The sequence below is a fragment of the Pseudomonas sp. DWP2-2 genome (assembly GCF_049897065.1).
GTDB classification, from domain to species: domain Bacteria; phylum Pseudomonadota; class Gammaproteobacteria; order Pseudomonadales; family Pseudomonadaceae; genus Aquipseudomonas; species Aquipseudomonas paracarnis.
Genome location: NZ_JAFCVN010000005.1, coordinates 168219 through 194896, shown reverse-complemented (window position 1 = coordinate 194896; position 26678 = coordinate 168219). Strand labels below are relative to the sequence as shown.

General features: G+C 61.0%; 26 protein-coding genes. 16 read left to right on the top strand and 10 right to left on the bottom strand.

Features of this window, described 5'->3' with window-relative positions; translation table 11 throughout:
* The first annotated feature begins 135 nt into the window (after positions 1 to 135).
* From ACP7CZ_RS13590 to ACP7CZ_RS13575, 4 genes are all read left to right on the top strand, one after another.
* Complete coding sequence (locus ACP7CZ_RS13590) at positions 136 to 1230, top strand: polyamine ABC transporter substrate-binding protein (protein ID WP_034128995.1); 1095 nt, start codon at positions 136 to 138, stop codon at positions 1228 to 1230.
* 66 nt (positions 1231 to 1296) lie between these two features.
* Entirely contained in the window at positions 1297 to 2439 is a 1143-nt protein-coding gene (locus ACP7CZ_RS13585; protein ID WP_003195240.1) for an ABC transporter ATP-binding protein, read from the top strand.
* Positions 2436 to 3356 (top strand): ABC transporter permease subunit, encoded by a 921-nt coding sequence (locus ACP7CZ_RS13580; protein ID WP_003195238.1) that lies wholly within the window; start codon positions 2436 to 2438, stop codon positions 3354 to 3356. The genes ACP7CZ_RS13585 and ACP7CZ_RS13580 overlap by 4 nt, the downstream gene beginning before the upstream one ends.
* Complete coding sequence (locus tag ACP7CZ_RS13575; RefSeq protein ID WP_003195236.1) at positions 3353 to 4237, top strand: ABC transporter permease subunit; 885 nt, start codon at positions 3353 to 3355, stop codon at positions 4235 to 4237. Before ACP7CZ_RS13580 ends, ACP7CZ_RS13575 begins: the two co-directional genes overlap by 4 nt.
* A 128-nt stretch (positions 4238 to 4365) precedes the next feature.
* Here the strand turns inward: ACP7CZ_RS13575 and ACP7CZ_RS13570 are convergent, their stop codons facing one another.
* A complete protein-coding gene (locus ACP7CZ_RS13570; RefSeq protein ID WP_054917059.1) occupies positions 4366 to 5007 on the bottom strand; it encodes an HD domain-containing protein in 642 nt (213 codons plus the stop codon).
* 248 nt (positions 5008 to 5255) lie between these two features.
* Between ACP7CZ_RS13570 and ACP7CZ_RS13565 the strand changes: the two genes are divergently transcribed.
* Positions 5256 to 6221, top strand: a complete 966-nt coding sequence (locus tag ACP7CZ_RS13565; RefSeq protein WP_034128992.1) for a GlxA family transcriptional regulator — start codon at positions 5256 to 5258, stop codon at positions 6219 to 6221.
* Here ACP7CZ_RS13565 and ACP7CZ_RS13560 read toward each other — a convergent pair.
* Complete coding sequence (locus tag ACP7CZ_RS13560) at positions 6199 to 6552, bottom strand: carboxymuconolactone decarboxylase family protein (RefSeq protein WP_034128991.1); 354 nt, start codon at positions 6550 to 6552, stop codon at positions 6199 to 6201. The two genes, ACP7CZ_RS13565 and ACP7CZ_RS13560, sit on opposite strands and share 23 nt — an antisense overlap.
* Before the next feature lie 99 nt (positions 6553 to 6651).
* Between ACP7CZ_RS13560 and ACP7CZ_RS13555 the strand changes: the two genes are divergently transcribed.
* Complete coding sequence (locus tag ACP7CZ_RS13555; RefSeq protein WP_034128990.1) at positions 6652 to 7560, top strand: AraC family transcriptional regulator; 909 nt, start codon at positions 6652 to 6654, stop codon at positions 7558 to 7560.
* Between the two features lie 109 nt (positions 7561 to 7669).
* Here ACP7CZ_RS13555 and ACP7CZ_RS13550 read toward each other — a convergent pair whose 3' ends face one another.
* Together ACP7CZ_RS13550 and ACP7CZ_RS13545 are read right to left on the bottom strand one after the other, a co-directional pair.
* On the bottom strand, positions 7670 to 10024 hold the full coding sequence (locus ACP7CZ_RS13550; RefSeq protein ID WP_294195441.1) for a penicillin acylase family protein: 2355 nt from the start codon (positions 10022 to 10024) through the stop codon (positions 7670 to 7672).
* A gap of 26 nt (positions 10025 to 10050) precedes the next feature.
* Positions 10051 to 10626: a DUF6436 domain-containing protein gene (locus tag ACP7CZ_RS13545; RefSeq protein WP_032894642.1), complete on the bottom strand. Its 576-nt coding sequence runs from the start codon at positions 10624 to 10626 to the stop codon at positions 10051 to 10053.
* A gap of 98 nt (positions 10627 to 10724) precedes the next feature.
* Between ACP7CZ_RS13545 and ACP7CZ_RS13540 the strand changes: the two genes are divergently transcribed.
* Positions 10725 to 11666 (top strand): alpha/beta hydrolase, encoded by a 942-nt coding sequence (locus ACP7CZ_RS13540; protein ID WP_197882812.1) that lies wholly within the window; start codon positions 10725 to 10727, stop codon positions 11664 to 11666.
* 86 nt (positions 11667 to 11752) lie between these two features.
* Here ACP7CZ_RS13540 and ACP7CZ_RS13535 read toward each other — a convergent pair whose 3' ends face one another.
* The gene (locus ACP7CZ_RS13535) at positions 11753 to 12505 is read right to left on the bottom strand and encodes a DUF2059 domain-containing protein (RefSeq protein ID WP_003195224.1); all 753 of its coding nucleotides are present in this window, start codon (positions 12503 to 12505) and stop codon (positions 11753 to 11755) included.
* A gap of 131 nt (positions 12506 to 12636) precedes the next feature.
* On the opposite strand from ACP7CZ_RS13535, the gene ACP7CZ_RS13530 reads away from it, so the two are divergent.
* Together ACP7CZ_RS13530 and ACP7CZ_RS13525 are read left to right on the top strand one after the other, a co-directional pair.
* Complete coding sequence (locus ACP7CZ_RS13530) at positions 12637 to 13269, top strand: 2OG-Fe(II) oxygenase (RefSeq protein WP_003195222.1); 633 nt, start codon at positions 12637 to 12639, stop codon at positions 13267 to 13269.
* 2 nt (positions 13270 to 13271) lie between these two features.
* Positions 13272 to 13754 (top strand): DUF523 domain-containing protein, encoded by a 483-nt coding sequence (locus ACP7CZ_RS13525; protein WP_034128986.1) that lies wholly within the window; start codon positions 13272 to 13274, stop codon positions 13752 to 13754.
* Between the two features lie 108 nt (positions 13755 to 13862).
* On the opposite strand, the gene ACP7CZ_RS13520 is transcribed toward ACP7CZ_RS13525, so the two are convergent.
* Positions 13863 to 14336, bottom strand: a complete 474-nt coding sequence (locus ACP7CZ_RS13520; RefSeq protein ID WP_054895975.1) for a transporter substrate-binding domain-containing protein — start codon at positions 14334 to 14336, stop codon at positions 13863 to 13865.
* 134 nt (positions 14337 to 14470) lie between these two features.
* On the opposite strand from ACP7CZ_RS13520, the gene ACP7CZ_RS13515 reads away from it, so the two are divergent.
* Complete coding sequence (locus ACP7CZ_RS13515) at positions 14471 to 14911, top strand: DUF4399 domain-containing protein (protein ID WP_034128985.1); 441 nt, start codon at positions 14471 to 14473, stop codon at positions 14909 to 14911.
* Between the two features lie 135 nt (positions 14912 to 15046).
* Here ACP7CZ_RS13515 and serA read toward each other — a convergent pair whose 3' ends face one another.
* Positions 15047 to 16276 carry a phosphoglycerate dehydrogenase gene (serA, locus tag ACP7CZ_RS13510; RefSeq protein ID WP_003195214.1) on the bottom strand — a complete coding sequence of 410 codons (1230 nt, stop codon included), beginning with the start codon at positions 16274 to 16276 and terminating at the stop codon, positions 15047 to 15049.
* A gap of 205 nt (positions 16277 to 16481) precedes the next feature.
* Here serA and ACP7CZ_RS13505 point away from each other — a divergent pair, with 205 nt between their 5' ends.
* From ACP7CZ_RS13505 to ACP7CZ_RS13490, 4 genes are all read left to right on the top strand, one after another.
* Complete coding sequence (locus ACP7CZ_RS13505; protein WP_005792341.1) at positions 16482 to 17876, top strand: FAD-binding oxidoreductase; 1395 nt, start codon at positions 16482 to 16484, stop codon at positions 17874 to 17876.
* Positions 17877 to 17898: 22 nt separating this feature from the next.
* Entirely contained in the window at positions 17899 to 18564 is a 666-nt protein-coding gene (locus tag ACP7CZ_RS13500) for a fumarylacetoacetate hydrolase family protein (RefSeq protein WP_034128983.1), read from the top strand.
* A gap of 247 nt (positions 18565 to 18811) precedes the next feature.
* Entirely contained in the window at positions 18812 to 19735 is a 924-nt protein-coding gene (locus tag ACP7CZ_RS13495) for an SdiA-regulated domain-containing protein (protein ID WP_034128982.1), read from the top strand.
* 121 nt (positions 19736 to 19856) lie between these two features.
* Positions 19857 to 20765, top strand: a complete 909-nt coding sequence (locus ACP7CZ_RS13490) for an SdiA-regulated domain-containing protein (RefSeq protein WP_034128981.1) — start codon at positions 19857 to 19859, stop codon at positions 20763 to 20765.
* Here ACP7CZ_RS13490 and ACP7CZ_RS13485 read toward each other — a convergent pair whose 3' ends face one another.
* Together ACP7CZ_RS13485 and rpiA are read right to left on the bottom strand one after the other, a co-directional pair.
* Complete coding sequence (locus ACP7CZ_RS13485; RefSeq protein ID WP_294195451.1) at positions 20766 to 22712, bottom strand: autotransporter domain-containing protein; 1947 nt, start codon at positions 22710 to 22712, stop codon at positions 20766 to 20768.
* A 333-nt stretch (positions 22713 to 23045) separates the two neighbouring features.
* Positions 23046 to 23717: a ribose-5-phosphate isomerase RpiA gene (rpiA, locus tag ACP7CZ_RS13480; RefSeq protein ID WP_034128979.1), complete on the bottom strand. Its 672-nt coding sequence runs from the start codon at positions 23715 to 23717 to the stop codon at positions 23046 to 23048.
* Positions 23718 to 23855: 138 nt separating this feature from the next.
* Between rpiA and ilvA the strand changes: the two genes are divergently transcribed.
* A complete protein-coding gene (gene ilvA / locus ACP7CZ_RS13475; protein WP_034128978.1) occupies positions 23856 to 25370 on the top strand; it encodes a threonine ammonia-lyase, biosynthetic in 1515 nt (504 codons plus the stop codon).
* A 40-nt stretch (positions 25371 to 25410) separates the two neighbouring features.
* Positions 25411 to 25824 (top strand): DUF2269 family protein, encoded by a 414-nt coding sequence (locus ACP7CZ_RS13470; RefSeq protein ID WP_054917042.1) that lies wholly within the window; start codon positions 25411 to 25413, stop codon positions 25822 to 25824.
* Between the two features lie 105 nt (positions 25825 to 25929).
* Here the strand turns inward: ACP7CZ_RS13470 and ACP7CZ_RS13465 are convergent, their stop codons facing one another.
* Positions 25930 to 26586, bottom strand: a complete 657-nt coding sequence (locus tag ACP7CZ_RS13465; RefSeq protein ID WP_070415404.1) for an HAD family hydrolase — start codon at positions 26584 to 26586, stop codon at positions 25930 to 25932.
* Positions 26587 to 26678: the final 92 nt, after the last annotated feature.

Here is a 26678-nt window from a genome sequence, read left to right as displayed (position 1 = left end):
CATCGGGGGCAAGCCCCCTCCCACAAATTAGATCAAAGAAAGTTTTGCCGGATCGGTTTATCGACGGTAAGTTGCGCGCCGGTTTTGTTGCCGGGCAACAACTTCAAGGCCCCAACTATTCAAGAGGACCTCCACTTGCCAATTTCTTTATTTCGCAAAGCCATGCTGGTGGGTGCAGGTATCACGCTGGCTGCCAGCGTACAGGCCGCACCGACGGTGCATATTTATAACTGGTCGGACTACATCGGCCCCGACACCCTGGCCAACTTCGAAAAGGCCAGCGGTATCAAGCCTGTGTATGACGTGTTTGACTCCAACGAAACCCTGGAAGGCAAGTTGCTCGCCGGGCGTACCGGCTACGACGTCGTGGTTCCGTCCAACCATTTCCTGGGCAAGCAGATCAAGGCTGGAGCGTTCCAGAAGCTCGACAAGTCACTGCTGACAAACTACGCCAACCTCGACCCGGTGCTGCTCAAGCGCCTGGAAAAGAACGACCCGGGCAACCAGTACGCGGTGCCGTACCTGTGGGGCACCAACGGCATTGGCTACAACGTCGACAAGGTCAAGGAAGTGCTGGGTGTCGACAAGATCGACTCTTGGGCGGTGTTGTTCGAACCGGAAAACATGAAGAAGTTGGCCACTTGCGGCGTGTCGTTCATGGACTCGGCCGATGAAATGCTACCGGCGGTACTCAACTATATGGGCCTGGACCCCAACAGCACCAACCCGGCCGACTATAAGAAAGCCGAGGAAAAACTGCTGAAAGTGCGGCCCTACGTGACCTACTTCCATTCCTCCAAATACATCTCGGACCTGGCCAACGGCAACATCTGCGTGGCGGCCGGTTTCTCCGGCGATGTGTTCCAGGCCAAGGCCCGTGCGGCGGAGGCGGGCAAAGGCGTGAACATCGCCTACACGATTCCCAAAGAAGGCGGCAACCTGTGGTTCGACGTGCTGGCGATTCCCAAGGATGCCAGCAACGTCAAGGAAGCCCACGCCTTCATCAACTATTTGCTGCAGCCTGAGGTGATCGCTCAGGTCAGCGATCAAGTCGGTTACGCCAACCCTAACCCAGGGGCGGACAAACTGATGGAGCAATCGATACGCACCGACGAAGCGGTTTACCCACCGCAGGCGGTTCTCGAGCGGACATTCGTCAACTTTGAGCTACCCCCGAAAGTGCAGCGTTTAATGACCCGTAGCTGGACCAAGGTCAAGACGGGCAAGTAAGGCTAAAACTATCCAAGGCTGGCCCGCATTGGGCCGGCTGCACAGTTTTTTTTGGGAGTTTCGTAAATGGCAGTTGCCTCCGGCGCCTATAAGAAAGCCCTCGAGGGCGACCAGACACCGAAAAAGGTGCTGGTCAAAATCGACCGGGTCACGAAGAAGTTCGACGAGACGATTGCCGTGGACGATGTGTCCCTGGAAATCAAGAAAGGCGAGATCTTCGCCTTGCTCGGCGGTTCGGGTTCGGGCAAATCCACCTTGCTGCGCATGCTTGCAGGTTTCGAGCGCCCAACCGAAGGTCGCATCTACCTCGACGGTGTGGACATCACCGACATGCCGCCCTACGAGCGGCCGATCAACATGATGTTCCAGTCCTACGCCTTGTTCCCGCACATGACCGTGGCGCAGAACATCGCCTTCGGCTTGCAACAGGACAAGATCCCCAAGGCTGAAGTCGACGCACGCGTGGCCGAGATGCTCAAGCTGGTGCAGATGAGCCAGTACGCCAAGCGCAAGCCGCACCAATTGTCCGGCGGCCAGCGCCAGCGTGTGGCCTTGGCCCGCTCCTTGGCCAAGCGCCCGAAGCTGCTGCTGCTCGATGAGCCGATGGGCGCACTGGACAAGAAGCTGCGCTCGCAGATGCAACTTGAGTTGGTGGAGATCATCGAGCGCGTTGGGGTGACCTGCGTGATGGTGACCCACGATCAGGAAGAGGCCATGACCATGGCCGAACGCATCGCGATCATGCACCTGGGCTGGATCGCTCAGATCGGCAGCCCGATCGATATCTACGAAACTCCCACCAGCCGCCTGGTGTGCGAGTTCATCGGCAACGTCAACATTTTCGACACCCAGGTGGTGGACGACGCCGAAGGCCACGCAGTGCTCAAGTGCCCGGACCTGGACCGCGACATCTACGTAGGCTACGGCATCGCCACCTCGGTGGAAGACAAGTCGGTGACCTACGCCATTCGCCCGGAAAAGCTGTTGGTGACCACCGAAATGCCGACCTGCGAACACAACTGGTCCAGCGGCAAGGTGCACGACATCGCCTACCTGGGCGGCCACTCGGTGTTCTACGTGGAGCTGCCGAGCGGCAAGCTGGTGCAGTCTTTCGTCGCCAACGCCGAACGCCGTGGCCAGCGCCCAACCTGGGGTGACCAGGTGTACGTGTGGTGGGAAGACGACAGCGGCGTGGTACTTCGCTCATGAACATGAAGAAATTCAAGCGGCGCTTGGATCGCATCGTGCCCAATGGCAAGCAGGTGGTCATCGGGATTCCCTTCCTCTGGCTGTTCCTGTTTTTCGCACTGCCGTTTTTCATCGTGCTGAAAATCAGCTTTGCCGAAGCCGATGTGGCGATCCCGCCCTATACCGAGATCTATACCTACGTTGAGCAAAAGCTGGAGGTGGTGCTGAACCTGGCCAACTACAGCTTGCTGGCGGGCGACGAGTTGTACATCGCCGCCTACCTGGGCTCGCTGAAGATGGCGTTTTTCAGCACGCTGCTGTGCCTGCTGATCGGCTACCCGATGGCCTACGCCATTGCCACCGCGCGCAAAGAGATGCAGACCGTGCTGGTGCTGCTGATCATGATGCCCACCTGGACCGCGATCCTGATCCGGGTGTATGCGTGGATGGGCATCCTCAGCAACAACGGCCTGCTCAATGGCTTCCTGATGTCCATGGGCTTGATCAACGAGCCGCTGCAGATCCTCAACACCAACATCGCGGTGTACATCGGCGTGGTCTATTCGTACCTGCCGTTCATGATCCTGCCCCTGTACGCCAACCTGGTGAAGCACGACCAGAGCCTGCTGGAAGCCGCTTCGGACCTCGGTTCGAGCACCTTCAACAGCTTCTGGAAAATCACCGTGCCGCTGTCCAAGAACGGCATCATCGCCGGTTGCATGCTGGTGTTTATCCCGGTGGTGGGCGAGTTCGTGATTCCTGAACTGCTCGGCGGCCCGGAAACCCTGATGATCGGTAAGGTGTTGTGGCAAGAGTTCTTCAACAACCGTGACTGGCCGGTGGCGTCTGCCCTGGCGGTGGTGATGCTGGCGATCCTGATCGTGCCGATCATCCTGTTCAACCGCAGCCAAGCCAAAGAGCTGGAGGGCAAGATATGAAGCGCTTTCGTTTCTCCAGCTTCATGCTGGTCGCAGGCTTGTTGTTCATCTACCTGCCGATGTTGATCCTGGTGATCTACTCGTTCAACGAATCCAAGCTGGTGACAGTGTGGGGCGGTTGGTCGATCAAGTGGTACGTGGGCCTGTTGGACAACACCCAGTTGATGGGCTCGGTGGCCCGCTCCCTGGAAATCGCCTGCTACACGGCGGTGGCGGCGGTGGCGTTGGGTACTCTGGCGGCCTTCGTGCTGACGCGCATCAGCCAGTTCAAGGGCCGCACGCTGTTCGGTGGCTTGGTGACGGCGCCGTTGGTAATGCCCGAAGTGATCACCGGCCTGTCGCTGTTGCTGCTGTTCGTGGCCATGGCGCAGATGATCGGCTGGCCCCAGGAGCGTGGCATCGTCACCATCTGGATCGCCCACACCACCTTCTGTGCGGCGTATGTGGCGGTGGTGGTGTCGGCGCGCTTGCGTGAGCTGGACCTGTCGATCGAAGAAGCGGCGATGGACCTGGGCGCGCGGCCGTGGAAGGTGTTCTTCCTGATCACCATCCCGATGATCGCGCCATCGCTGGCAGCGGGCGGCATGATGTCGTTCGCGCTATCGCTGGACGACCTGGTACTGGCCAGCTTCGTGTCGGGCCCCGGTTCCACCACCTTGCCGATGGAAGTGTTCTCGGCGGTGCGTCTGGGGGTTAAACCCGAGATCAACGCCGTGGCGAGCCTGATTCTGTTGGCGGTGTCGCTGGTGACCTTCCTGGTGTGGTTCTTCAGCCGTCGGGCCGAAGAGCATCGCAAGAAGGCTATTCAGCAAGCGATTGAAGAAGCCGCAGCGGATGGCTGGCAGCAGCCGGACAAGCGCCGGGCGCCAGCGCCGGTCTGACTGCCGACGCGATCCACTGTAGGAGCGAGCTTGCTCGCGAAGAACGTTAACGATGACGCTGGGTACCTGACACCCAGCGGCGCTCTCAGGTTTTTCGCGAGCAAGCTCGCTCCTACAGTGGGGTTTAGCTATGCAGCCCACGGCGACGTGCGGATCACCTGCACAAAATTCATCGGCTTGAACCCCGGCTCCTGGTCCACCAGCACGTCGGTCTTAACATTGCCAAACGTGGTCTGCGGGCGATGGCGCAAGCCGTCGGCGAACGCGCAGATAATGCACTCCTTGAACCCTTCACCTCGTGGATGCGCGTGCACCACCGCTTCGCGCTGCGTGCTGCTGAACGCGGCGTAGTCCATGCCCAACACGTCCATTTCCACCCCGGCGGTTACCAGTGCTACGGTGGGGCGCAGGTGTTGCGGCACACCCGGCGTGGTGTGCAGGGCGATGGACAGCCACACTTGTTCGATATCGTCATCGCTCAGCCCATAGGGCTTGAGAAATGCGGCGGCGGCGTTGGCGCCGTCCACTTCAAAACGCTCGTCGTCACTGCGGTGGCCTTCCACCAGGCCCAGGTCATGGAACATCGCGCCGACGTAAAGCAACTCCGGGTTGTAGGCCAATTGCTTGCGCTCACCGCTCAAGGCGCCGAACAGGAAGACCCGGCGCGAATGGTGGTAGAGCAGGTCCGATTCGACGTCGCGGATGTATTCGGTGGTGGCCCTGGCCAAGGCGCTATCAGGGATCTGAATACCGGCTATGGTGATGCTCATGGTGGATCTCCTCTGGAAAGACTTCAGTCTGGTCCCATGACCCTGAAGCGGCTATTGCGACAGGGAGGCGATCCCGGCCAATGTGCCGCCACATCGTGCCAAGCATGTAGGCGATCCCCTGTGGGAGCTGGCTTGCCTGCGATAGCATCACCTCGGTGTACCTGAGGTACCGAGTCGTCTGCATCGCAGGCAAGCCAGCTCCCACAAGGGGGGCGCATTTATCCAGTTGGAAAAAGGTGTTTGTGACCATGGGCAAAACCGTCGCCATCCTGATCTTCCCCGGTGTCCAGTCGCTGGACGTGAGCGGGCCGATGGATGTGTTCTGCGAGGCCAACCGCTTCCTGGCGCCCGAGGATCACTATCGGCTGGAAGTACTCGGCTTTGGCCACGGCGCCATGGCGGCCTCCAACGGTTTGTCACTGCAGGCGCACAAGCACTACAGCGAAGCCCGGCAACCCTATGACCTGTTGCTGGTCGCCGGTGGCCCGCAGTTACCCTTCGAGGATTTCGGCTTCGAGTTTGACGCTTGGCTGCGCGCGGCCGCCGCGAAGGCGCAGCGCTTCGGCTCGATCTGCAATGGCGCCTTCATGCTGGCCCGTGCAGGTCTGCTGGACGGCAAGACCGTCACTACCCATTGGAACGATGCCGCCAGCCTGGCGCGCCTGTGTCCCTCGGCCCAGGTCGAAGCCGACCGTCTCTATGTGCAGGACGGCAAGCTCTACACCTCCGCCGGGGTCACGGCAGGTATCGACCTGTCGTTGTACTTGCTGGCCCAGGATCACGGCCCGGAAGTGGCGCTGAGCGTGGCCAAGCGCCTGGTGGTGTTCACCCAGCGCTCGGGCGGGCAATCGCAGTTCAGCCCGTTCCTCACGCCCCATGCCGAAACCACCTCGGCGGTGGCGCTGGTGCAGCTGTACGTGCTGGCCAACCTGACGGGAGACTTGACCATTGCCGACCTGGCCAAGGCGGCCAATATGAGTGCGCGCAATTTCTCCCGGGTGTTTGCCCGTGAAGCGCGGATTACGCCGGCGGAATTTGTCGAGAGGGCGCGCGTGGATGCGGCACGGGTGATGCTTGAAAGCAGCCACGCACCGCTTAAGACCGTGGCCTATCAATGCGGCTTTCGCGACGCCCAGCACATGCGCAGTGTGTTCAACCGCCGGCTGGGCGTCACGCCGCAACAGTTCAGGCTTAACTTTGCGGCGCCGGTTTGAGCGTGTCGTAGGCTTCCAGGGCGCGCAACGAGTAGATGTAGGCCGCGCCTGCATTCAGCGAGATCGCGGTGGCCAGTGTGGCCGCCACTTCTTCGCGGGTTGCCCCGGCCTTGATCGCGGCATCGGCATGCACGCCGATGCAACCGTCGCAGCGGGTGGTGATCGCCACCGCGATGGAAATCAGTTCACGGGTCTTGGCGTCGAGTACATTGTTTTCCTCGGCAGCTTCCCCCAGCGCCATGTAGGCTTTGACCATCTTCGGGTTGCTCTTGCCCAGTGAGCCAAAGGCTTTCTTCACGGTAGGCAGCAAGTCGGACCAGTTATTGAACATTGCGGTAACTCCTGAACAGGTTGGGTGTGAAGCCAGTCTGTAGCGTTGAAGGCTACGGCTATTGTTCAATCCGCTCATTTTTTTGACCGATGCTCGCAAATGAATGCCATCGACACCCTTATCGCGCTGGCCAACCTGCGCGGCAGCCTGGATTTGCGTTGCCAGTTCCAAGGGGACTGGGCGTTGGACCATGCGCCGGAAAACCTCGGCGTGGCGCCTTATCACATCGTGCTTAGCGGCACCTGCCGCGCCGAGTTGTCTGGCGGGCAATATGTAACGTTGGAGGAGGGCGATATCCTGCTGATGCCCGGTGGCGGTACCCACTTGCTGCGCAGCCAGGGCGCGCGGATCCGCCCGATGCAGCCTCGCGTTATCGAAGGGGGTGCGCTGACCGTGCACCGTTTGGGCGGTGAACAGCCGGATGTGGATATGCTGTGTGGCAGCTTTCACTACAACCGCCAATCGCTGTTGTTCGATGCGTTGCCGGACTACCTGGTGGTGTCCAGCCGCCAGTGGCAAGGCGATGGGCAACTGGCGGCGTTGATAGCGTTGCTGCGCAGTGAAGCGGACGGGCAGCAAGTGGGTGCCCGTTCGTTTATCAATGCGCTGTCGTCAGCCCTGTTCACCTTGATCCTGCGCAGTTGGCTGAGCGACCAGGCGCCAGGGGCGGGAACCTTCGCCTTGCTCGCTGACAAGCGCTTGAGCAAGGCCTGGCAAGCCATGCTGGCCGAACCTGGGCATGAATGGACCATCGATGGTCTGGCGTCGGCGGCCAGCATGTCCCGTGCGACTTTTATGCGTGCGTTCGTCAAAGTGGCAGGTGTATCGCCCTGGGTGTTGCTCACCCAATTGCGCATGGAGATGGCGTTCAACCTGCTGCGCCAGTCACGCCTGAGCCTGATCGATATCGCCGCCCAGGTGGGTTATCAATCCCAGGCGGCGTTCAGCAAGAAATTCAAGGACACCTACGGCCAAGCGCCAGGGCGCATGCGGGCTCACACCCGATGATCATTCCCACGCTCTGCGTGGTAACGCCTCTTGGGACACTCTGCGTCCCGCTTCTAAGGGCGGACGCGGAGCGTCCATGGCTGCATTCCCACGCGGAGCGTGGGAACGATCATCGGGCGGGTAGCAGTTTCAAGGTGCCGCGGGTATTGGCCGTCACTTCCTCCTCACTGAAGTGCGCCTGCTCATACCTGCCCTCGATATAGCTCTGCGCCTGGTCGCCATAGTGCGTATCAAAGGGCACACCGCTTTGCCCCACCGGGTTGATGGTGAGGGCGTGGGCCGGGTCGGCGAAGTCGATCAGGCGCCGTGTCGACGGGCCGTAGGTCACAGGCCACGGCGCCGGGCCAATCGGGGCGGTCTGGTTGTTCGGCACTTCGTGGCTGCCCGGTGCCGGGAACGGGCCGACGTTGAAGATTTTATCCAGCGGTTTTTGCAGGCCCAGCGGGTGGCCGTGGGTCAGGGTGTGCGCCTTGCCCCACTGCCACTGTGCCGGGTCATCGCCGAACGTAGCCTTGAGGTGGGCCAGGCTATTGTCCCAGGCGAGCTTGACGGTGTCGGCCCGATTGCCGTTCCACCAGGGCGAGTCTGCCGACGCGGCCAGGCGGGGCAATGCGGCGTCGATCACGCGGGTGCCGAGCAGGGTCTTGAACAAGGCATCGCCGAGTTTGGGGTGAAAGGTTGCGTCGCTGAGGTTGAAGAGCAACTGGTTGAACAGCGTGGCATTGGTGGAGTCCAGTGGGTAGTCACCCTTCCAGTTGGCAAGCTGTTCCACCAGTTTGAGTTGCGCCGGGTCCTTGACCACCTCGCGCAGCACCGGCAACAGCGGTGCCAGCAGGCGTGGGCCGTAGGCGGTGGTGGTGCCCAGTTGCAGGGCCTGGCTGTTGGTCACATCCCACTTCACGCTTGTGTCGCTCAACTGCGCGTTCAACTGCTGGCCGCGGTCAGCCAAGTTGTAATAACCGGGGATCGGCATGCCGGTGGGCGATGCCGGCTGGGCATTGGCGGACACCACATAGCCGCGCGGCGGGTTTTCTTCCTGGGGGTTGGCACTGAAGGGGTAGAAACCCAGCTTGTCGGCCTGGGCAGTGCTACCGTCGAGGATGAACGCCGGGTTGACGCCGGCCGGGCGGATCGGCAACTGCGCTGCCGCCCACCAGCCGATATCGCCTTTGGCATTGGCCCACACGATGTTCAGGCCTGGCGCCGACACCTTGGCGGCTGCGGCACGTGCCTTGGCCAGGGTGTCGGCACGGTTGAGCTGATAGAAGCCATCGAGGATCGGGTTTTCACTGTCCAGGAACGCCCACCACATGGCAATCGGTGTGCTGCCGGCGTTCTCACCGAGCACGTCGTTGATGATCGGGCCGTGGGGCGAACGGCGCAGGGTGAGGGTTACCGGCGCCTGGCCCTTGACCTGGATCTGCTGCTCGCTGCTGCTCATGTCCACCCATTGGCCGTGATACCAAACTTGGTTGGGGTTGTCCGGGTTGACCTTCTCGGCGACCAGGTCGAGGTCGTCGTTCTGGAACATGGTCAGGCTCCAGCCGAAGTCCAGGTTGTGCCCCAGGAACGCCACCGGTACCAGCGCGTTGTGGTAGCCGTACAACTCGAAGCCTGGCGCCGACAGCTGCGCCTCGTACCAGACCGAAGGCACCGAGAAACGGATATGTGGGTCACCCGCCAGCAACGGTTTGCCGCTTTGGGTATGGCTGCCGCTGACGGCCCAGGCATTGCTGCCTTCGAACTGCGGCAGGCCGTTGTCGGCCAGGGCCTTTTCGCTCAGGGCGGCGATGGCGCCAAGCGTCTGCCAATCGCTGGCCGCCAGGTTGAGGGCGCCCTTGGGTTGCCAGTCGAGATCGAAGACGTTCAAGTAGGCGCTGCCCAGCCGGTCGCGCACGTAGGTCAGTACCGGCTCGGTACGAAAGGCTGCGGCAAAGCTGTAGGCCATGTACCCGGCGACGCTGATGCTGTCTTCGGCGGTAAACGGGCGCTTGGCGATGCCCAGCACATCGAATTCCATGGGGCTGGCGTGGCTGTCCTGATACTGGTTGATCCCGTCCAGGTAGGCTTGCAGGGCCTTGGACGAGGCTGAGCCAGGGTCCATGTGTTCCACATAGCTCAAGGCACGCTCGCGAATGCCCAGGCTGCGAAACAGTTTGTCGGTCTCCAGCAGCTTGGGCCCCAGCACCTCGGCCAGTTCACCACGGGCCAGGCGCCGCATGATCTCCATCTGGAACAGGCGGTCCTGGGCATGCACATAGCCCAGGGCGCGGTACAGGTCGGCTTCGTTTTCGGCGCGGATATGCGGTACGCCACGGTCGTCGTAGCGCACCGTGACCGAGCCTTGCAGGTGCGCCAGCGTCACCGTGCCCTGGCGCGTGGGTTGTTTGCTGTAGACGTACCAACCGACGCCCAGGGCGACCAGCACAATCAGCACCGCAAAAACCTGCAAGACGCGCTTCATGAACATTCCTTACCAAAGTGGACGGACTACAGATCCTTAGGCCACGAACAATAGCAGCCTACCGCGAGGGTGTGAGTGGCATTCACTTCGCGTCCGGCTCCGAGGGCCTTGAGAATTGGCTCGATAAAACTGTTGCTGGCGTTGCACGTCAGGCCTTCGCTGTAGGGGCCGAAATACGCCAGCTTGCCGGTGCGGTCCCAAATGCCCACGGCCGGGCTGGCGGGGATCTGGTCCGCGCCGGGCAGGGCATCGAGGACTTTCAGATGGCGCAGGTTCTCGGGCAACTGGCCGTGGCTGCCGGGTTTTTGCAGGGCATAGAACTCCACCCCTTGGGGCGCGTACTGCTCGATCAACTCGCCCAGGTGTTGCTGGTTACCGACATTGCACGGGCACGCCGGGTCCCAGAAGTGCACCAGGCGAATCGGGCCAGGGCCGCTGAGAGCTGCGGGTAGTTGCAGCGCATCGCCGGAAAATACCGCGGTGTGTTCGCTGAAGGCGCGCAGGTAGCGGCCCTGGAACCAGTCATAGGCCGCCCACAGCACCCCGGCGCAGATAACCAGGATCAGGCTGGCGAACAGGGCGTTACGGTAGGGCGGTCGCATTGGATGTATCCTCGCAGGTCGCGTAGCTTGCCATGCTTGTCCTGACAGATGAATATCGCAGCTCGATATTCATCTTCACCGCAAGTCTGGAAACCTTTATGCCCGTCACCTTTGACCCTGATCATCTGCGCGAAAGCTTGCGCCCCCTGGTGGATGCGCAACCGCTGTCAGCCGAGGCGAGGGTTTACCAGCGTTTCTACGGGCTCGACCTGGCCGCACGCCAGGTGCCGGCGGTGAGCCGCCTGGGGCGCTTGCAGGTGGATGGGTTCGAGGTGGTGGCCCAGGTCTGGTGGCCGCCAGCGCCAGTGGCGACGATGTTCCTGTTCCACGGTTTCTACGATCACATGGGGCTGTATCGCCATGTGGTGGATTGGGCGTTGGACCAGGGCTTCGTGGTGATCGCCTGCGACCTGCCTGGCCATGGCTTGTCCAGCGGCGCACGCGCCAGCATCGATGACTTTGCGGTGTACCAGAGCGTGGTGCAGGCCTTGTTCGTCGAGGCCAAGGCGCTGCAATTGCCGCAACCCTGGCACCTGTTCGGGCAAAGCACCGGCGGCGCCATCGTGGTGGACCATCTGCTCAACCACGGCGCCCAAAGCCCGGCCCAGGGCAAGACCTTCCTGTTGTCGCCGTTGGTGCGGCCGCGTGCCTGGGGTTGGTCGCAGGTCAGCTATTACCTGCTGCGCCCGTTCGTCAAAGGCATCGCCCGGCGTTTCAGCGATAACTCCAACGACCCTGCGTTCAAGCCGTTCCTGGAAGCCGACCCGCTACAGCCTCGCCAGCTGCCTACCGCCTGGGTGGGGTCGCTGGCGCGCTGGATCAAACGCATCGAAGCCGCACCACGCAGCCCCCGGCGCCCGGTGATCGTGCAGGGTGAGGAAGATATGACGGTGGACTGGCAGCACAATTTGCAGGTGTTGCGGGGTAAGTTCGACCGGCCTGAGGTGTTGATGCTCAAGCGGGGTCGGCATCACTTGGCCAATGAAATTCCGCAGATTCGCGAAGCATATTTTAACTTCCTCACGGATCACCTGAAATAACGCAGTCCAAATGTGGGAGCTGGCTTGCCTGCGATAGCGGTGTCACTGACACAGCGCAATCGCAGGCAAGCCAGCTCCGACAGGGTTTACTGCGTCAGGCTTGAGGTGCTTTGACCAACGGCAAGCCCTGCGCGAATGGCTGCAAGGGCGGCCTGATAATACGCCTTGCCCTCCGGCGACTCGGCAAAGGTGGCGAACTCTTCCAGCTCCGGGTCGGACAAATCCCGATAGACATACAGCAAGGTATTGTTCAAATCCTTGTCGATCTGCTGCATCAACCGCTCGCGCTGGCCATTCAACATTCCTTGCGCCTGACCGCCGCCGAGCAGGCCTGGGATCATCTGGCTCAAGCTGTCGGCCGCCACGCCCGCAATCGCCAGGCTGACCTCGGCGCCGGCCTCGCGGGCGGGCAGGGCCTGGGCCAAGTGGCCGATGATCAGGCTGCGGGTGGCATCGGCTTCAAGTTTAGGCAGACCCTGGGCGTTTTTTGCCAGTTGGTCGCGGCGCGTGGCCAGCAACTCAGCGGCGACGATCTTGCGGCCCAGGGGCGACTGGAAAAACGCCAGGGCAGGTTTCGGGTCGGGCAAGTGCTTGCGCAGTTGCGCCTCGGCACGCTGGTCCATGGCCTGGGCGGCAAAGCGTTTATTGCTGTTGTCCACCAGCGCCTGGTACACCACCGGCGGCAGGCTATTGCGGTAGCGCTGCTGGGCGGCACTGAGGGCGTCATTGAAGTGCGCACGTTGTTCGGCCCAGCCGGCGACCTTGTACAACTGGTCATGGCCGTCTGCCCAGGCGGGCAAAACGCAGAACATCAACACAGAAAAAAACAAACGACGCATAAGGACTCCTGTCAGTCGGCCACTATTGTCCGTGTCGGGCGTAGGATTTGTCGAGAAGTCCTATCAGTCACCTGACTAAAGTGTATTCAGACGCTCAACGGCGCTGTCGGATTTTCAGGCGTATGGATACTATGCGCGCCATGCAAATACCCCTCGATCACCCGCTGCTGCAACGCATCGTCGACGACCTGGCCGAAAAAGGCTGGTCGCAGCAAAATGGCTTCCTGCCCCAGGCTCTGACCCTGGAGCTGGCGGCTGAGTGCCGTAAACGTGCGGCGCAAGGTGAACTGGCGCCCGCAGCAGTAGGTCGTGGGCCGGCCCAGGAGATTCGCGAGGGCATTCGCGGTGACCATATCCAGTGGTTGGAGGAGGGGGACGCGCCTATCTGCGATACCTACATGGGCGTGATGGACGGCCTGCGCCTGGCGATGAATCGCAGCCTGTTCCTGGGCCTGGAAGATTTCGAAAGCCACTTCGCGATGTATCCGCCGGGCGCGTTTTACCTCAAGCATGTAGACCGTTTTCGCGACGATGACCGGCGCATGGTCTCGGCGGTGATCTACTTGAACGACGCCTGGCTGCCCGAGCATGGCGGCCAACTGCGCATGTACCTCAAGGGCGGTGTCGAATACGACGTGGTGCCCACCGGGGGCTGCCTAGTGGTATTCCTGTCGGGCGAGGTGCCTCACGAAGTCCTGCCCGCTACGCGCGAACGCCTGTCCTTGACGGGCTGGTTTCGCCGGCGGGGCAACGAGCCGTTTTAAACATGGAAAAGATTCTGGTCAGCCGCTGCCTGCTCGGGCACAAGGTGCGCTATGACGGCGGGGCCAGCGGCCCGTTCGATCAACTGGCGGCGTGGCAAGCTGAAGGTCGCGTGGTTGCCATCTGCCCGGAAGTGGCGGGCGGCTTGCCCACACCGCGGCCCTCGGCCGAAATCCCAGGCGGGCAGGGCATCGACGTGTGGGAAGGCCGCGCCCAGGTGCTGACGGCCGAGGGCGAAGACTTCACCAGCGCCTTTCTCGACGGTGCCCGCCAAGCCTTGGCGCTGGTGCAACGCCATCACATCCGCATCGCCATTCTCAAGGCCAACAGCCCATCCTGCGGCAATCTGTTGACCTATGACGGCACCTTCAGCGGGGTGAAGGTCAGTGGCGAAGGCGTCACGGCGGCGCTGCTCAAGCGCCATGGTGTGCAGGTGTTCAGTGAGCTGGAGTTGCCACAGGCGGCGATTGCCCTCACGCAGCTTTAAGAAGCTTAAACAGATCAAGTGTGGGAGCTGGCTTGCCTGCGATAGCGGTCTGCCAGTTACACATAAGGTGCTGATACACCGCTATCGCAGGCAAGCCAGCTCCCACATTTATTGCGCCTTGAGCCATTTCTGCGACAGCGCCTTCAACCGGCCATCGTCCTTAACCCGCTTCAACGCCCCGTTCAAACTGGTCTTGAACGCCGGGTTGCCCTTCTGGAACGGGATCGCCAATGTCGGCTTCTGGTGATAAGGCTCACTGAAATCGAAACGATCCTCAAGCTCGGCAGTCATAGCCATATGGTTAATGGCCACGTCGTACTTGCCGGTTTCCACGCCGGAAAGCAGGTCCGCGTTATCGGTGGTGATAAACGAGGAGCGCACCTCCATTTCCTTGGCCAGCAGTTCACCCAGCTCCACTTCAAAGCCGGCGAGTTTGTCGCCCTCTTTGAAATTGTACGGCGGAGTATCGGCTTCCAGGGCGATGCGCAGTTCACCGCGATCGTTGACGTCGTCAATCAGTTCGGCATGAGCCAAGGGGCTCAGAAGAGGAAGCAACAGCAACAGGCCAGGCGAAAAGCGCATGGTCACTCCTAAAGAATTCGTACAGGCGAGGCGCCGTTCAGCAACGTTTTGTTATGGTGTCGGGTGCCTTGGACCGCAATTTATCGCGAAGTTGTCATAACCCTACAGATTTCACAGAAAAACTGGAGAAGCGAATGAAAGCCCTTTTGTCCCGTGCAACGATTGCCAGCCTTTTGCTGGGTACCTCGATGTTGGCCAGTGCCGCAGACCTTCCTCGTACGCCTGCGCCTGAAGGTGCCGAAGTGTTCATCGTCTCGCCGAAAGATGGCGCCACCGTTGATAAAACCTTCACCGTCAAATTCGGCGTCAAGAAGCTGGACCTGGAACCGATCGACAAGCAAGTGCCTAACGCCGGGCACCACCACCTGTTGGTAGACCAGAAGGTGGAGTCGCTCAACGCCAATGAGGCGATCCCGGCAACGCCTACCTCGATTCACTTCGGCAAGGCGCAGACCGAAACCGAGCTGACCCTGACGCCAGGCAAGCACACCCTGCAACTGGTGGCCGGCGACAACGTGCATCGCCAGTTTGAGCCCACTGTTGCATCGAAAGTGATCACTGTTAACGTCAAATAAAAAAACGGGAGCCCTTTGCGGGGCTCCCGTTTTTATTTGTAGGAGCGAGCTTGCTCGCGAAAATCCCAAGGGCACCGCGTTTAAACAGCTTAAACGCGTCATCGTTGACGTTCTTCGCGAGCAAGCTCGCTCCTACTAGAACAACACGCGGCTACGAATAGTGCCGTTGATGTGCTGCAGCTTCTCTTGCGCCAGGTCCGAGTACTCGGCGTCGACGTCGATCACCACGTAGCCGACCTTCTCGTTGGTCTGCAGGAACTGACCGGAGATGTTGATGCCGTTTTCCGCGAAGACCTTGTTGATCTCCATCATCACGCCAGGGATGTTCTGGTGGATGTGCAGCAGACGGTGCTTGCCCGGGTGAGCCGGCAGGGCCACTTCCGGGAAGTTGACCGACGATACCGAGGTACCGTTGTCGCTGTACTTGACCAGTTTTTCCGAGACTTCCAGGCCGATGTTGGCTTGGGCTTCAGCGGTGGAGCCGCCGATGTGCGGGGTCAGGATCACGTTGTCCAGGCCACGCAGCGGGCTTTCGAAGATGTCATCGTTGGAGCGTGGCTCCACCGGGAACACGTCGATGGCAGCGCCGATCAGGTGCTTGTCCTTGATCGCGTCGGCCAGGGCATCCAGCTCGACCACGGTGCCGCGAGCGGCGTTGATCAGGATCCCGCCTTTCTTGATCGCGCGGATTTCCTTCTCACCGATCATCCACTGGGTCTCGGCCGTTTCCGGAACGTGCAGGGTGACGATGTCGGACATGCCCAGCAGCTCGGTCAGGCTGGCCACTTGGGTGGCGTTGCCCAATGGCAGCTTGGTCAGGGTGTCGTAGAAGAACACCTGCATGCCCAGGCCTTCAGCCAACACCGACAGTTGCGTGCCGATCGAGCCGTAGCCGACGATGCCCAGCTTCTTGCCGCGGATTTCGAAGGAGTTGGCCGCGCTCTTGATCCAGCCGCCACGGTGGCAGGAAGCGTTCTTCTCAGGGATACCGCGCAGCAGCAGGATGGCCTCGGCCAGCACCAGCTCCGCTACGGAACGGGTGTTGGAGTACGGTGCATTGAACACCGCGATGCCGCGCTCGCGCGCTGCATTGAGGTCGACCTGGTTGGTGCCGATGCAGAAACAGCCGACAGCCACGAGTTTTTTGGCGTGGTCGAAGATCTCTTCGGTCAGCTGAGTGCGGGAGCGAATGCCGATAAAGTGCGCGTCGGCGATCTTTTCCTTGAGCTGGGCTTCCGGCAGAGAACTGGTGATGTACTCAATGCTGGTGTACCCGGCGGCTTTCAGAACGTCGACAGCCGATGGGTGGACGCCTTCCAGAAGAAGGAACTTGATCTTGCTCTTATCGAGAGAAGTCTTGCTCATCTGCGTAAACCTGTATCCCGGAGAAAATTGGCAGGGAGTCGAGCAGCGCAAGCTGACCCGGACGGCAGGAAAGCCGTCACCGCAGAAACGCCCTTTGGGTCTGTCCTGCGGGGGCGGTATGCTAGCATACGCACCCCGCTAAACACCTATTCCTGCGACGTGAAGCGTTCTCAGGATGACCATGAATTGTTCGAGAGTTCTGTCGATGACCCATCCTGCCCTGATTGATGAGCTAAAGACCCTGGTTGAGCCCGGCAAAGTGCTGACCGACGCCGACTCCCTGGAGGCTTACGGCAAGGATTGGACCAAGCACTTCGCTCCCGCACCTAGCGCCATCGTGTTCCCCAAGACCACCGAGCAGGTGCAGGCCATCGTGCGGTGGGCCAATGAGCACAAGGTGGCGCTGGTGCCATCGGGCGGGCGCACCGGTCTGTCGGCCGCTGCCGTTGCCGCCAATGGTGAAGTGGTGGTGTCGTTCGACTATATGAACCAGATCCTCGACGTGAACCTCACCGACCGCACCGCCGTGTGCCAGCCGGGTGTGGTCACCAAGCAACTGCAGAACGTCGCTGAAGAAAACGGCCTGTATTATCCGGTGGACTTCGCCTCGTCCGGTTCCAGCCAGATTGGCGGCAATATCGGCACCAATGCCGGCGGGATCAAGGTAATTCGCTACGGTATGACCCGCAACTGGGTGGCCGGCATGAAGGTCGTCACCGGCAAAGGCGATGTGCTGGAGCTGAACCGCGACCTGATCAAAAACGCCACCGGCTACGACATGCGCCAGCTGTTTATCGGCGCCGAGGGCACCCTGGGCTTTGTGGTCGAAGCCACCATGCGCCTGGACCGTGCGCCAAAGAACCTCACGGCAATGGTGCTCGGCACGACTGATTTCGACTCGATCATGCCGGTGCTGCACGCTTTCCAGAGCAAGCTGGACCTGACCGCCTTCGAATTCTTCTCCGACAAGGCCCTGGCCAAAGTCCTTGGCCGTGGCGACGTGCCGGCGCCGTTCGAAACCGAGTGCCCGTTCTACGCCCTGCTGGAATTCGAAGCCACCACCGAAGAAGTCGCCAACCACGCCCTGGAAACGTTCGAACATTGCGTGGAGCAGGGCTGGGTGCTGGATGGCGTGATGAGCCAGAGCGAAACCCAGCTGCACAACCTGTGGAAACTGCGCGAGTACATCTCCGAAACCATTTCCCACTGGACGCCGTACAAGAACGACATCTCGGTGACCGTGTCGAAAGTGCCAGCGTTCCTGAGCGAAATTGACGCGATCGTCGGTGAACACTACCCGGACTTCGAAATCGTCTGGTTTGGCCATATCGGTGACGGCAACCTGCACCTGAACATCCTCAAGCCGGAAAACCTGAGCAAGGACGAGTTTTTCGCCAAGTGCGCCACCGTTAACAAGTGGGTATTCGAGACCGTCGCCAAGTACAACGGCTCGATCTCCGCCGAGCACGGCGTGGGCATGACCAAGCGCGATTACCTGACCTACAGCCGTTCACCGGTTGAAATCGAATACATGAAGGCCGTCAAAGCCGTGTTCGACCCTAACGGGATCATGAACCCCGGCAAGATCTTCGCTGTTTAACCGCACCTGAAGGAGTCGTTCCATGAGCTACCAGCACAAGTATGTCGACGGCACCAACATCCACTTCCCGGTGGGTAAAGTGGTGTGCATCGGGCGTAACTACGCCGAACACGCCAAGGAACTGGACAACCCGGTGCCTACCGAGCCACTGCTGTTCATCAAGCCGGGCAGCTGCGTGGTGCCGTTGGAAGGCGGTTTTGCCATTCCGACCGAGCGTGGTTCGGTGCACTACGAAGCGGAAATCGCCGTATTGATCGGCAAGCCTTTGTCCGCCAAGCCGAGTCGGGAAGAAGTGCTGGACGCCATCTCCGGCTTCGCTCCGGCCCTGGACCTGACCCTGCGCGACAAGCAGGCCGAGCTCAAAGCCAAGGGCTTGCCGTGGGAAATCGCCAAGTCTTTCGATGGCGCGGCGGTGATTGCCCCCTTCGTGGTCAGCAGTACCTTTGCAGACGTGACCGATATCGGCATTCGCCTGAGCATCAACGGTGAAGTGCGCCAGGACGGCAACAGCGCGCAGATGCTCAACCCGATTGTGCCGATGATTCAGTACATGGCGGGTTGCTTCTCCCTGCAAGCGGGCGACGTGATCCTGACCGGCACCCCGGCGGGCGTTGGCCCGTTGAATGTGGGGGATGAAGTGGTGTTGGAGCTGGCGGGTGTCAATCGCTTCGAAAGCGTTGTGCGCTAAATCACTGCCAAACTGCAATTAAACTGTGGGAGCGGGCTTGCCCGCGATGGCAGTGTGACAGTCACTGAATAGTTGACTGAACGCCCTCAATCGCGGGCAAGCCCGCTCCCACAGTTGTTTGTGTACATCTGCAGGATCCGGCGTTTTGCATTTTTTTCACACGCCATCCGGATAATTCCCTGCTCTTGCGCGCGGGGCCTTGAATCCTGTGCTATCCCCTACGGCTCACTTTCCGGAAAAGCGCTCAATGGTCGTGCCTTTGCCCACTTCGAAAACCTCGCTCCGCTCCCGCTTGTCCATGCGCTGGTATTCCTGGGTGTTCTTGGCCGGTGCCATTTTGTATGGCGTGGCCTGGGCCATGCACTGGGACGATCGCGGTCTGCTGTGGGTGCTGGAGCGTTTCGAGAGTTCGGCTGAGCGCCGGGAGAGTGTGTGGCTGCCCGACTATCACGCGGTGATCGACGCCAAGTTGCTGCCCGGTATGGAGAAGGATGAGGCTTCGGACCTGTCCTACAACCCTCAGACCAAAACCCTGTTTTCGGTGATGGGCAAGAACCCCTTCCTGGTCGAGTTGAGCCTGCAAGGCGATGTGTTGCGCAAAATGCCGCTCAACGGTTGGAACAATCCGGAAGGCGTGGCGGTGATGGAAAACGGCTTGATGGCGGTGGTCGATGAACGCGATCACAGCCTGACCGTGGTCAAGGTCGACGCCGGCACTACGGCGCTGAACAAGGCCGATTTCCCCAGCCATGACCTGGGCCCGTCCAAAGATCAGAACAAAGCCTTTGAAGCCGTCACATGGGACAAGCGCAACCAGCAGCTGGTGCTGGGCGAAGAGCGTCCGCCGGCCTTGTTTACCTGGAAAAGCGATGGCAATACGCTGACCGGCGACAAGCAAAAACTGGCCAGCACCGAACTGGATGTGCGCAACCTGTCGGCCCTGTCCATCGACCCACGTACCGGGCATTTGCTGGTGCTGTCGGCCGATTCCCACCTGCTGCTGGAACTGGATGAAACGGGCGAGCAAGTCAGCTTCATGACCTTGCTTGGCGGCTTCAATGGCCTGAAAGACACGATCCCACGTGCCGAAGGCGTGACCATGGACGAGAGCGGCAATCTGTACATGGTCAGTGAGCCAAACCTGTTCTATCGCTTTGAAAAGCAGAAATAACTGACGAATTACGTCAGAGTTTTCTTTATAAACGGCATTCGCCAGGCAGTCCGGTGCGTTTAAGTTTAAATTCAGGTGACCTTGATATCTATTCGCCAGTTTTTTCTCTGAGCCCGCCCCGATGCGTCGACTTGCCCGCCCCAAACCTGCTGTTTTTATCCTGCTGTTGCTCGCCTTGGTCGCTGCCGGGCTGGTGGCACAGCAGTTCCGTCTGTTCGAACGCGCCTGGTTCAACTGGCAGGTGTGGTACCAGCCTGCGGATGAGCGCGCGATTGGCCTGGCGGATTATCGCGTCACCCTCGAAGGCCAGGTGATCGAAGGGCTCGACGACGATGTCTCGGCCCTGACCTACGACCCCGTGCGCAAAAGCCTGTTTACTGTCACCAATAAAAACGCCGAACTGGTCGAGTTGTCGCTGGAGGGCAAGATCCTGCGGCGCATTCCGCTGGTGGGCTTTGGCGATGCCGAAGCGGTGGAATTTATCAGCGACAACATCTACGTCATCAGCGATGAGCGCCAGCAGCGCTTGATCAAAGTGCATGTGGACGATGACACCACGTTCCTCGACGCCGCCGATGCCGAGCAAATGACCCTGGGCGTGCACGTTGGCGGCAACAAAGGCTTTGAAGGGTTGGCCTACGACTCGGTGGGCAAGCGCTTGTTCGTGGCCAAGGAACGCGACCCCATGCTGATCTACGAGGTGCACGGGTTTCCCCATTTCAAGCCGGAAAAAACCTATTCGGTACATGTGATAAACAACCCCAAGCGCGATGCCGGGCTGTTTGTGCGCGACCTGTCGAGCCTGCAATACGACGAGCGCAGTGGCCATCTGTTGGCGCTGTCGGATGAGTCGTTCCTGGTCTTGGAGCTGGATATTGATGGTCGCCCTCTAAGCAGTCTGTCGTTGCTTAAAGGGCGCCATGGGCTGAGCAAGCGCGTGCCCCAGGCCGAAGGGATCGCCATGGATGACGACGGCACGCTGTACATGGTCAGTGAGCCCAACTTGTTTTACGTGTTCAAGAAACCCTGATCAGAACATCCATTGCACACCCAGCGAATAACCGGTCTGGCTGCCTTCAGCATGCCCGAGGCGGCCATTGACCTCGGCAAACACGCCCAACTGTGGGGTGATCGCCAGTTGGCTGCCGAGTTGTGCGCGAGCGAAGCTCTTATCCACTGAGCCCAGCCTGGCGGTGCGGGCCTGGCCATCGGCGCGTGCGGTGAGTTGCAGATCGTCCAGGCGGCCGTCGGCCAATTCCTTGACCCAGGCGATGTCGCCGTAGGGCATCAGGTTCAGGCCATAGGGCAGGGCAACAGCGCCGCGCACGCGCCAGCCGAGGCTGGCTTCCAGGGAGTCGAAAGACTGCTCTTCGTACTCCAGGGCCGTGCGCAGGTTCTGCTTTTCGTGGAACTTGTCGATGCGGTAATGGCTGTAGTCCAGGCCGGCGAACGGCCCGCTCTTGATCGCGCCAAAGTCAAAGTCATAGCCACCCAGCACCCGTGCGCCCAACGCCAGGGCATCGGTATCGCCCGTCAGTTGCTGGTTGAGCAGGATCGGCCCGCCATTGGCCTGGATGACCAGGTTGCGCTTGGAGTCGAAGCGCGCGTGGCCCACGCTCAGGTCACCGGCCAGCCAGCGTGGCCCGCCATCGTTGAGCAGTGCATAGACGGCTGCCTGCCAGGTGTCGCTGTCGAGCTTGCCGCGATGCTCCAGTTTGTCGCGCCCATTGAGGTAGCTGAGGCTGGCGCCGATATTCAGGCTTGAAGTCAGTTGGTAGTCGCCGAGGGCATGCAGGCCCACGCGCCGGGCTTCGGGGTTGGGGGCCGTGTCGAAGCCGCTGTCCGGGTTGTATTCGCCATCCACACCGATCTCGCCATCGAAGCTTGCGACCTCGCGGCTGGCCGCTTGCAGGGTCAGCCAGCGGCGATCATGCAGGCGCACCAGGGCCTGATGCTGGCGCTGCAGGTTGTCTTGCATATTGCGCGCAACGGCACCGCCAGAAGCGGTCGAGGCCATCAGGTCGGCGTTGGTCAGTTCCAGCACCAGGCGGCTGAGCAGGCGTGAATAGTCACGCAGGCGCTGGTCGATGCGCGCCTGGCCGAACGCATCGGTCAGCACGGCTTTGTTGTCTTCGTTCGGGTCGTGCCAGGTCGAGCCGCCGGGGATTTTCGGGTTGTCGGTCTGGGTGTAGCCGTCCAGGTCGCCCAGTTCCCAGTTGGTGGCCTCTATATAAAGGATCGGGATATTGAGCGGTTCGAACGCTTCACCATCGCTGCAGCAGCCCGTGCCCTTCGGGTACTGCGGGTCGAGGCCGGGGTTGCTGAACAAGGGAATGTTCAACTCCTTGGCGATCTGGAAGGCGTGCTCGCGCAAGGAGGCCAAGGCCGGGTTGGCGGTGCTGTTCTGGCCGGCGTGGGCATACATCATGTCGCCGGTGATCAGGCTGTCGAGGTTGATCATCGCGAGCATGTTGGCGCGCTGGCTGGCGCTGAGTGAGTCGACAAAGGCACGGGAGCCGCGCAGGCCTTCTTCTTCGGCGCCGAAGCCAACGATTTGCAGGCCATTTTCCAGTGACAGGCCGCCGAGATTCTTCGCCACCTCGGTCAACACGCTGGCGCCGGAACCGTTGTCATCCAGGCCTTGCAGGGTCGGGCGGCCGAAGTAAGTGTCGAAGTGCGCGCCAATCACCACGTACTGGGCCTTGGTACCAGCGGCAGAGGCCACCACGTTTTGCGAAGCCCGGCTGCCGTTGTTCCAGGTGAAGTCCTGGCGGCTGAAGTTATAGGCCGTGCCCATCTGGCTCTGCATCCAGTCGGCTGCCCCGGCAAAATTTGCCGTGCCTCGATATCGGCCAGGGTAGTCGTTGATCAGTTTTTCCAGGGTGGTGTTGGCGTGCTGGCCGTAATCGTAGGCCTGGGTATGCGTGGACAGCAGGGCACCGGCAACGCTGATGGCGAGGGCTAGAGGCTTTATCACAAGGTCTTCCTTGAGGTGATGGGAATGTGCAAGCCCAGACCCTTTGCACAATGCGCGCCTCATTCCATGGGCGGCTGCGAATTGGCGCATTGTTAAACGCGTGGGTCGCGTGGCTGTAATTTGTAACGGATTGGATACCAGGCGTGGCAGGGGATGCCGTGACAGAGCGCACGGTTTTGGCGAGGAGTGCTGCGAAAAGTAGCGTTTTTGTTACATCACTCTAGAGTCGAGCGCTAACACATGTGGGAGCTGGCTTGCCTGCGATGGCATCGCCTCGGTATCCATTGATACACCGAGTCGTCTGCATCGCGGGCAAGCCCGGCTCCCACAGGGTCAGGCCTTGAGGGTTTTCACGCCTTCCGGGGTGCCCAGCAGCAATACATCCGCCGGGCGCGCTGCGAACAGGCCGTTGGTGACCACGCCCACAATGGCGTTGATCTGCGTCTCAAGCTCCACCGGGTTGGTGATCTGCATATTGAACACGTCGAGGATGATGTTGCCGTTGTCGGTCAACACACCTTCGCGGTACACCGGGTCGCCGCCCAGCTTCACCAGCTCGCGGGCCACGTGGCTGCGGGCCATGGGGATGACTTCCACCGGCAGTGGGAACGTGCCCAGCACGGGAACCAGCTTGCTTGCGTCGGCGATGCAAATGAAGGTCTTGGCCACGGCCGCGACAATCTTCTCGCGGGTCAGGGCCGCGCCGCCGCCTTTGATCAGGTTCAGGTGCTCGTCGCTTTCATCGGCGCCGTCGACGTAGAACTCCAGGTCGCTCACGGTGTTGAGCTCGTACACCGGAATGCCATGGCCCTTGAGGCGGGCGGCGGTGGCTTCGGAACTGGCCACGGCGCCGTCGAACGCGCCCTTGTGCCGGGCCAGTGCGTCGATAAAGCAGTTGGCGGTGGAACCGGTGCCGACACCGACGATGCTCTTGTCGTCGAGCTTAGGAAGGATTAAATCGACAGCGGCCTGGGCCACTGCCTGTTTGAGTTGATCCTGGGTCATGCGGGCTCCGGAACGGGCGGGGAATTAACGAGGGCGGCGAGTATAACCCAACAAAACCTCGGGATTCGTGTGGTCGCCCGGCCAAACGCTGGGTTAGACTCCTTGGCCCTGCCCAACCCGTGAAGTAGATGCCTGCCGATGCTTGAACACTACGTCAAAAAAATCCTCACCTCGCGTGTTTACGACATCGCCGTGGAAACCCCCTTGCAGACTGCCCGCCAGCTCTCCGAGCGGCTGGGTAACAAGATTTGGCTCAAGCGCGAAGACTTGCAGCCGGTGTTCTCGTTCAAGATTCGCGGCGCCTACAACAAGCTGACCCAGCTCAGTGCCGAAGAACGTGCGCGCGGCGTCGTCACCGCGTCGGCCGGCAACCATGCCCAGGGCCTGGCCCTGGCGGCCAAGGTGCTGGGGGTGAAAGCCACCATCGTGATGCCCAAGACCACCCCGGAGATCAAGGTCGAAGGCGTGCGCTCCCGTGGCGGCAAAGTGGTGCTGCACGGTGATTCCTTCCCGGAAGCCCTGGCCTACTCGCTCAAGCTGGTCGACGAAAAAGGCTACGTGTACATCCACCCCTACGATGATCCGCACACCATTGCCGGGCAGGGCACCGTGGCGATGGAAATCCTGCGCCAGCACCCAGGGCCTCTGGACGCGATTTTCGTACCGGTGGGCGGCGGCGGTCTGATCGCCGGGATTGCGGCGTACGTGAAATACCTGCGCCCGGAGATCAAGATCATCGGCGTGGAGCCGGACGATTCCAACTGCCTGCAAGCCGCCATGGCGGCGGGCGAGCGCGTGGTATTGCCGACTGTCGGCCTCTTTGCCGACGGCGTGGCAGTGGCGCAGATCGGCCAGCACACCTTCGACATCTGCAAGGACTATGTGGATGAAGTGATCACCGTCAGCACCGATGAAATCTGTGCGGCGATCAAGGACATCTACGACGACACTCGCTCCATCACCGAGCCGGCCGGCGCGCTGGGCGTGGCCGGGATCAAAAAATACGTCGAGACCCGCGGTGTCAGCGGCCAGACCTTTGTCGCCATCGACTCGGGCGCCAACGTCAACTTCGACCGTTTGCGCCATGTGGCCGAGCGCGCCGAACTCGGTGAAGGCCGTGAGGCCATCATCGCGGTGACCATCCCCGAGCGGCCGGGCAGCTTCAAGGCCTTCTGCGAGGCGGTGGGCAAGCGCCAGATCACCGAATTCAATTACCGCTACCACTCCGGCAGCGAAGCGCACATTTTCGTCGGCGTGCAGACCCACCCGGAGAACGACCCGCGCAGCGCGTTGGTGGCCAGCCTGACCAGCCAGGGTTTCCCGGTGCTGGACCTTACCGAGAACGAACTGGCCAAGTTGCACATTCGCCATATGGTCGGCGGGCATGCTGCCAAAGTCAGCGACGAGCTGGTGTTTCGTTTCGAGTTTCCGGAGCGGCCGGGGGCGTTGTTCAACTTTCTCCACAAGCTCGGCGGGCGCTGGAACATCTCGATGTTCCACTACCGCAACCACGGCGCGGCTGACGGCCGAGTGGTGGCGGGCTTGCAAGTACCGGCGGACGAGCGCCACCTGGTGCCTGCCGCGCTGGCGCAAATCGGTTACCCGTACTGGGATGAAAGCGAAAACCCGGCTTACCAGCTGTTCCTCGGTTGAGCGACTACGCTGACTGAGCGGCCTATAAGGAATAGAGACCATGGAAACGCTGACTACCCTCAAGGTGATCCACATCACCGCCACCGTATTGCTGCTGCTCAGCGGCCTCGGCCTGGCCGTATTGGCGTGGCGTAAACGCAGCGCCGGCCCGGCCGCGACCGTGCAGCGCCCCTGGGCATTTATATGGCTGCTGATGGGGATTTGCCTGGTGAGCATGCCCTTCACCGGCTGGTGGCTGGTGCACCTGCTCGGCTGGCCATTGGGGCAAACCTGGATCTTGGGCTCCAGCATCCTCTACACCGTGGCGGCGCTGGCCTGGTTCTGGCTGGTGGCGCGGCTCAATCGGCTGCGCAAGGGCGAGGGCGGGAGCCTGAATTTCACCCTGGTGCTGGCGGTGGTCAGCCTGGTGGGGTTTGTGGCGATTGCAGGGCTCATGGGCGCCAAGCCTGTTTGAAACCGCGTTGGCTTCATCGCAGGCAAGCCAGCTCCCACACTTGACCGGATTCCAACATGAGAACAGGGTCAAAATGTGGGAGCTGGGTTGCCTGCGATAGCATTATCAGCTGCGCAGTGTAATCACCGGCCAGCCTCGCTTTTCAGCCTCCGCGCGCAAATTCGGATCCGGATCCACTGCCACCGGGTGCGTCACCTGCTCCAGCAACGGCAAATCATTCATCGAGTCGCTGTAGAAGTAGCTGTCTTCCAGGCTGTGCCCGGTTTCTTCCAACCAGCGGTTCAAACGTGTCACCTTGCCCTCGCGAAAGCACGGCACATCGGTGCTGCGCCCGGTATAGCGGCCATCCACCATTTCGCACTCGGTGGCGATCAGAGTCTCGACGCCCAGGCGGGCGGCAATCGGCGCGGTGACGAAGCGGTTGGTGGCGGTGATGATCACCAACTTGTCACCGGCGGCGCGGTGCTTGGCCAGCAGTTCAACGGCCTTGGGAAGCATGATGGGCTCGATGCAGTCGCGCATGTAGTCGTTGTGCCAGGCGTGCAGCTGGGCCATCTCGGTGCGGCCGAGGATTTCCAGGCAGAAGTTCAAGTAGGCGGCGTTATCCAGCCGGCCGGCCAGGTAGTCCTGGTAGAACTCGTCGTTGCGGGCCTTGTAGGCTACCGCGTCGAGAATCCCGCGTTCACACAGGTAATCGCCCCAGGCGTGATCGCTGTCACCGCCCAGAAGGGTATTGTCCAAGTCGAATAAAGCCAGGCGCATTGCAGTTACTCGCTGAAAAGTCTGTAAAAAGGCGTCCAGAATACGGTCTTTTCACAAGAGTGCACATAAGGTAAGAAGCCTCGTTGCCGCTG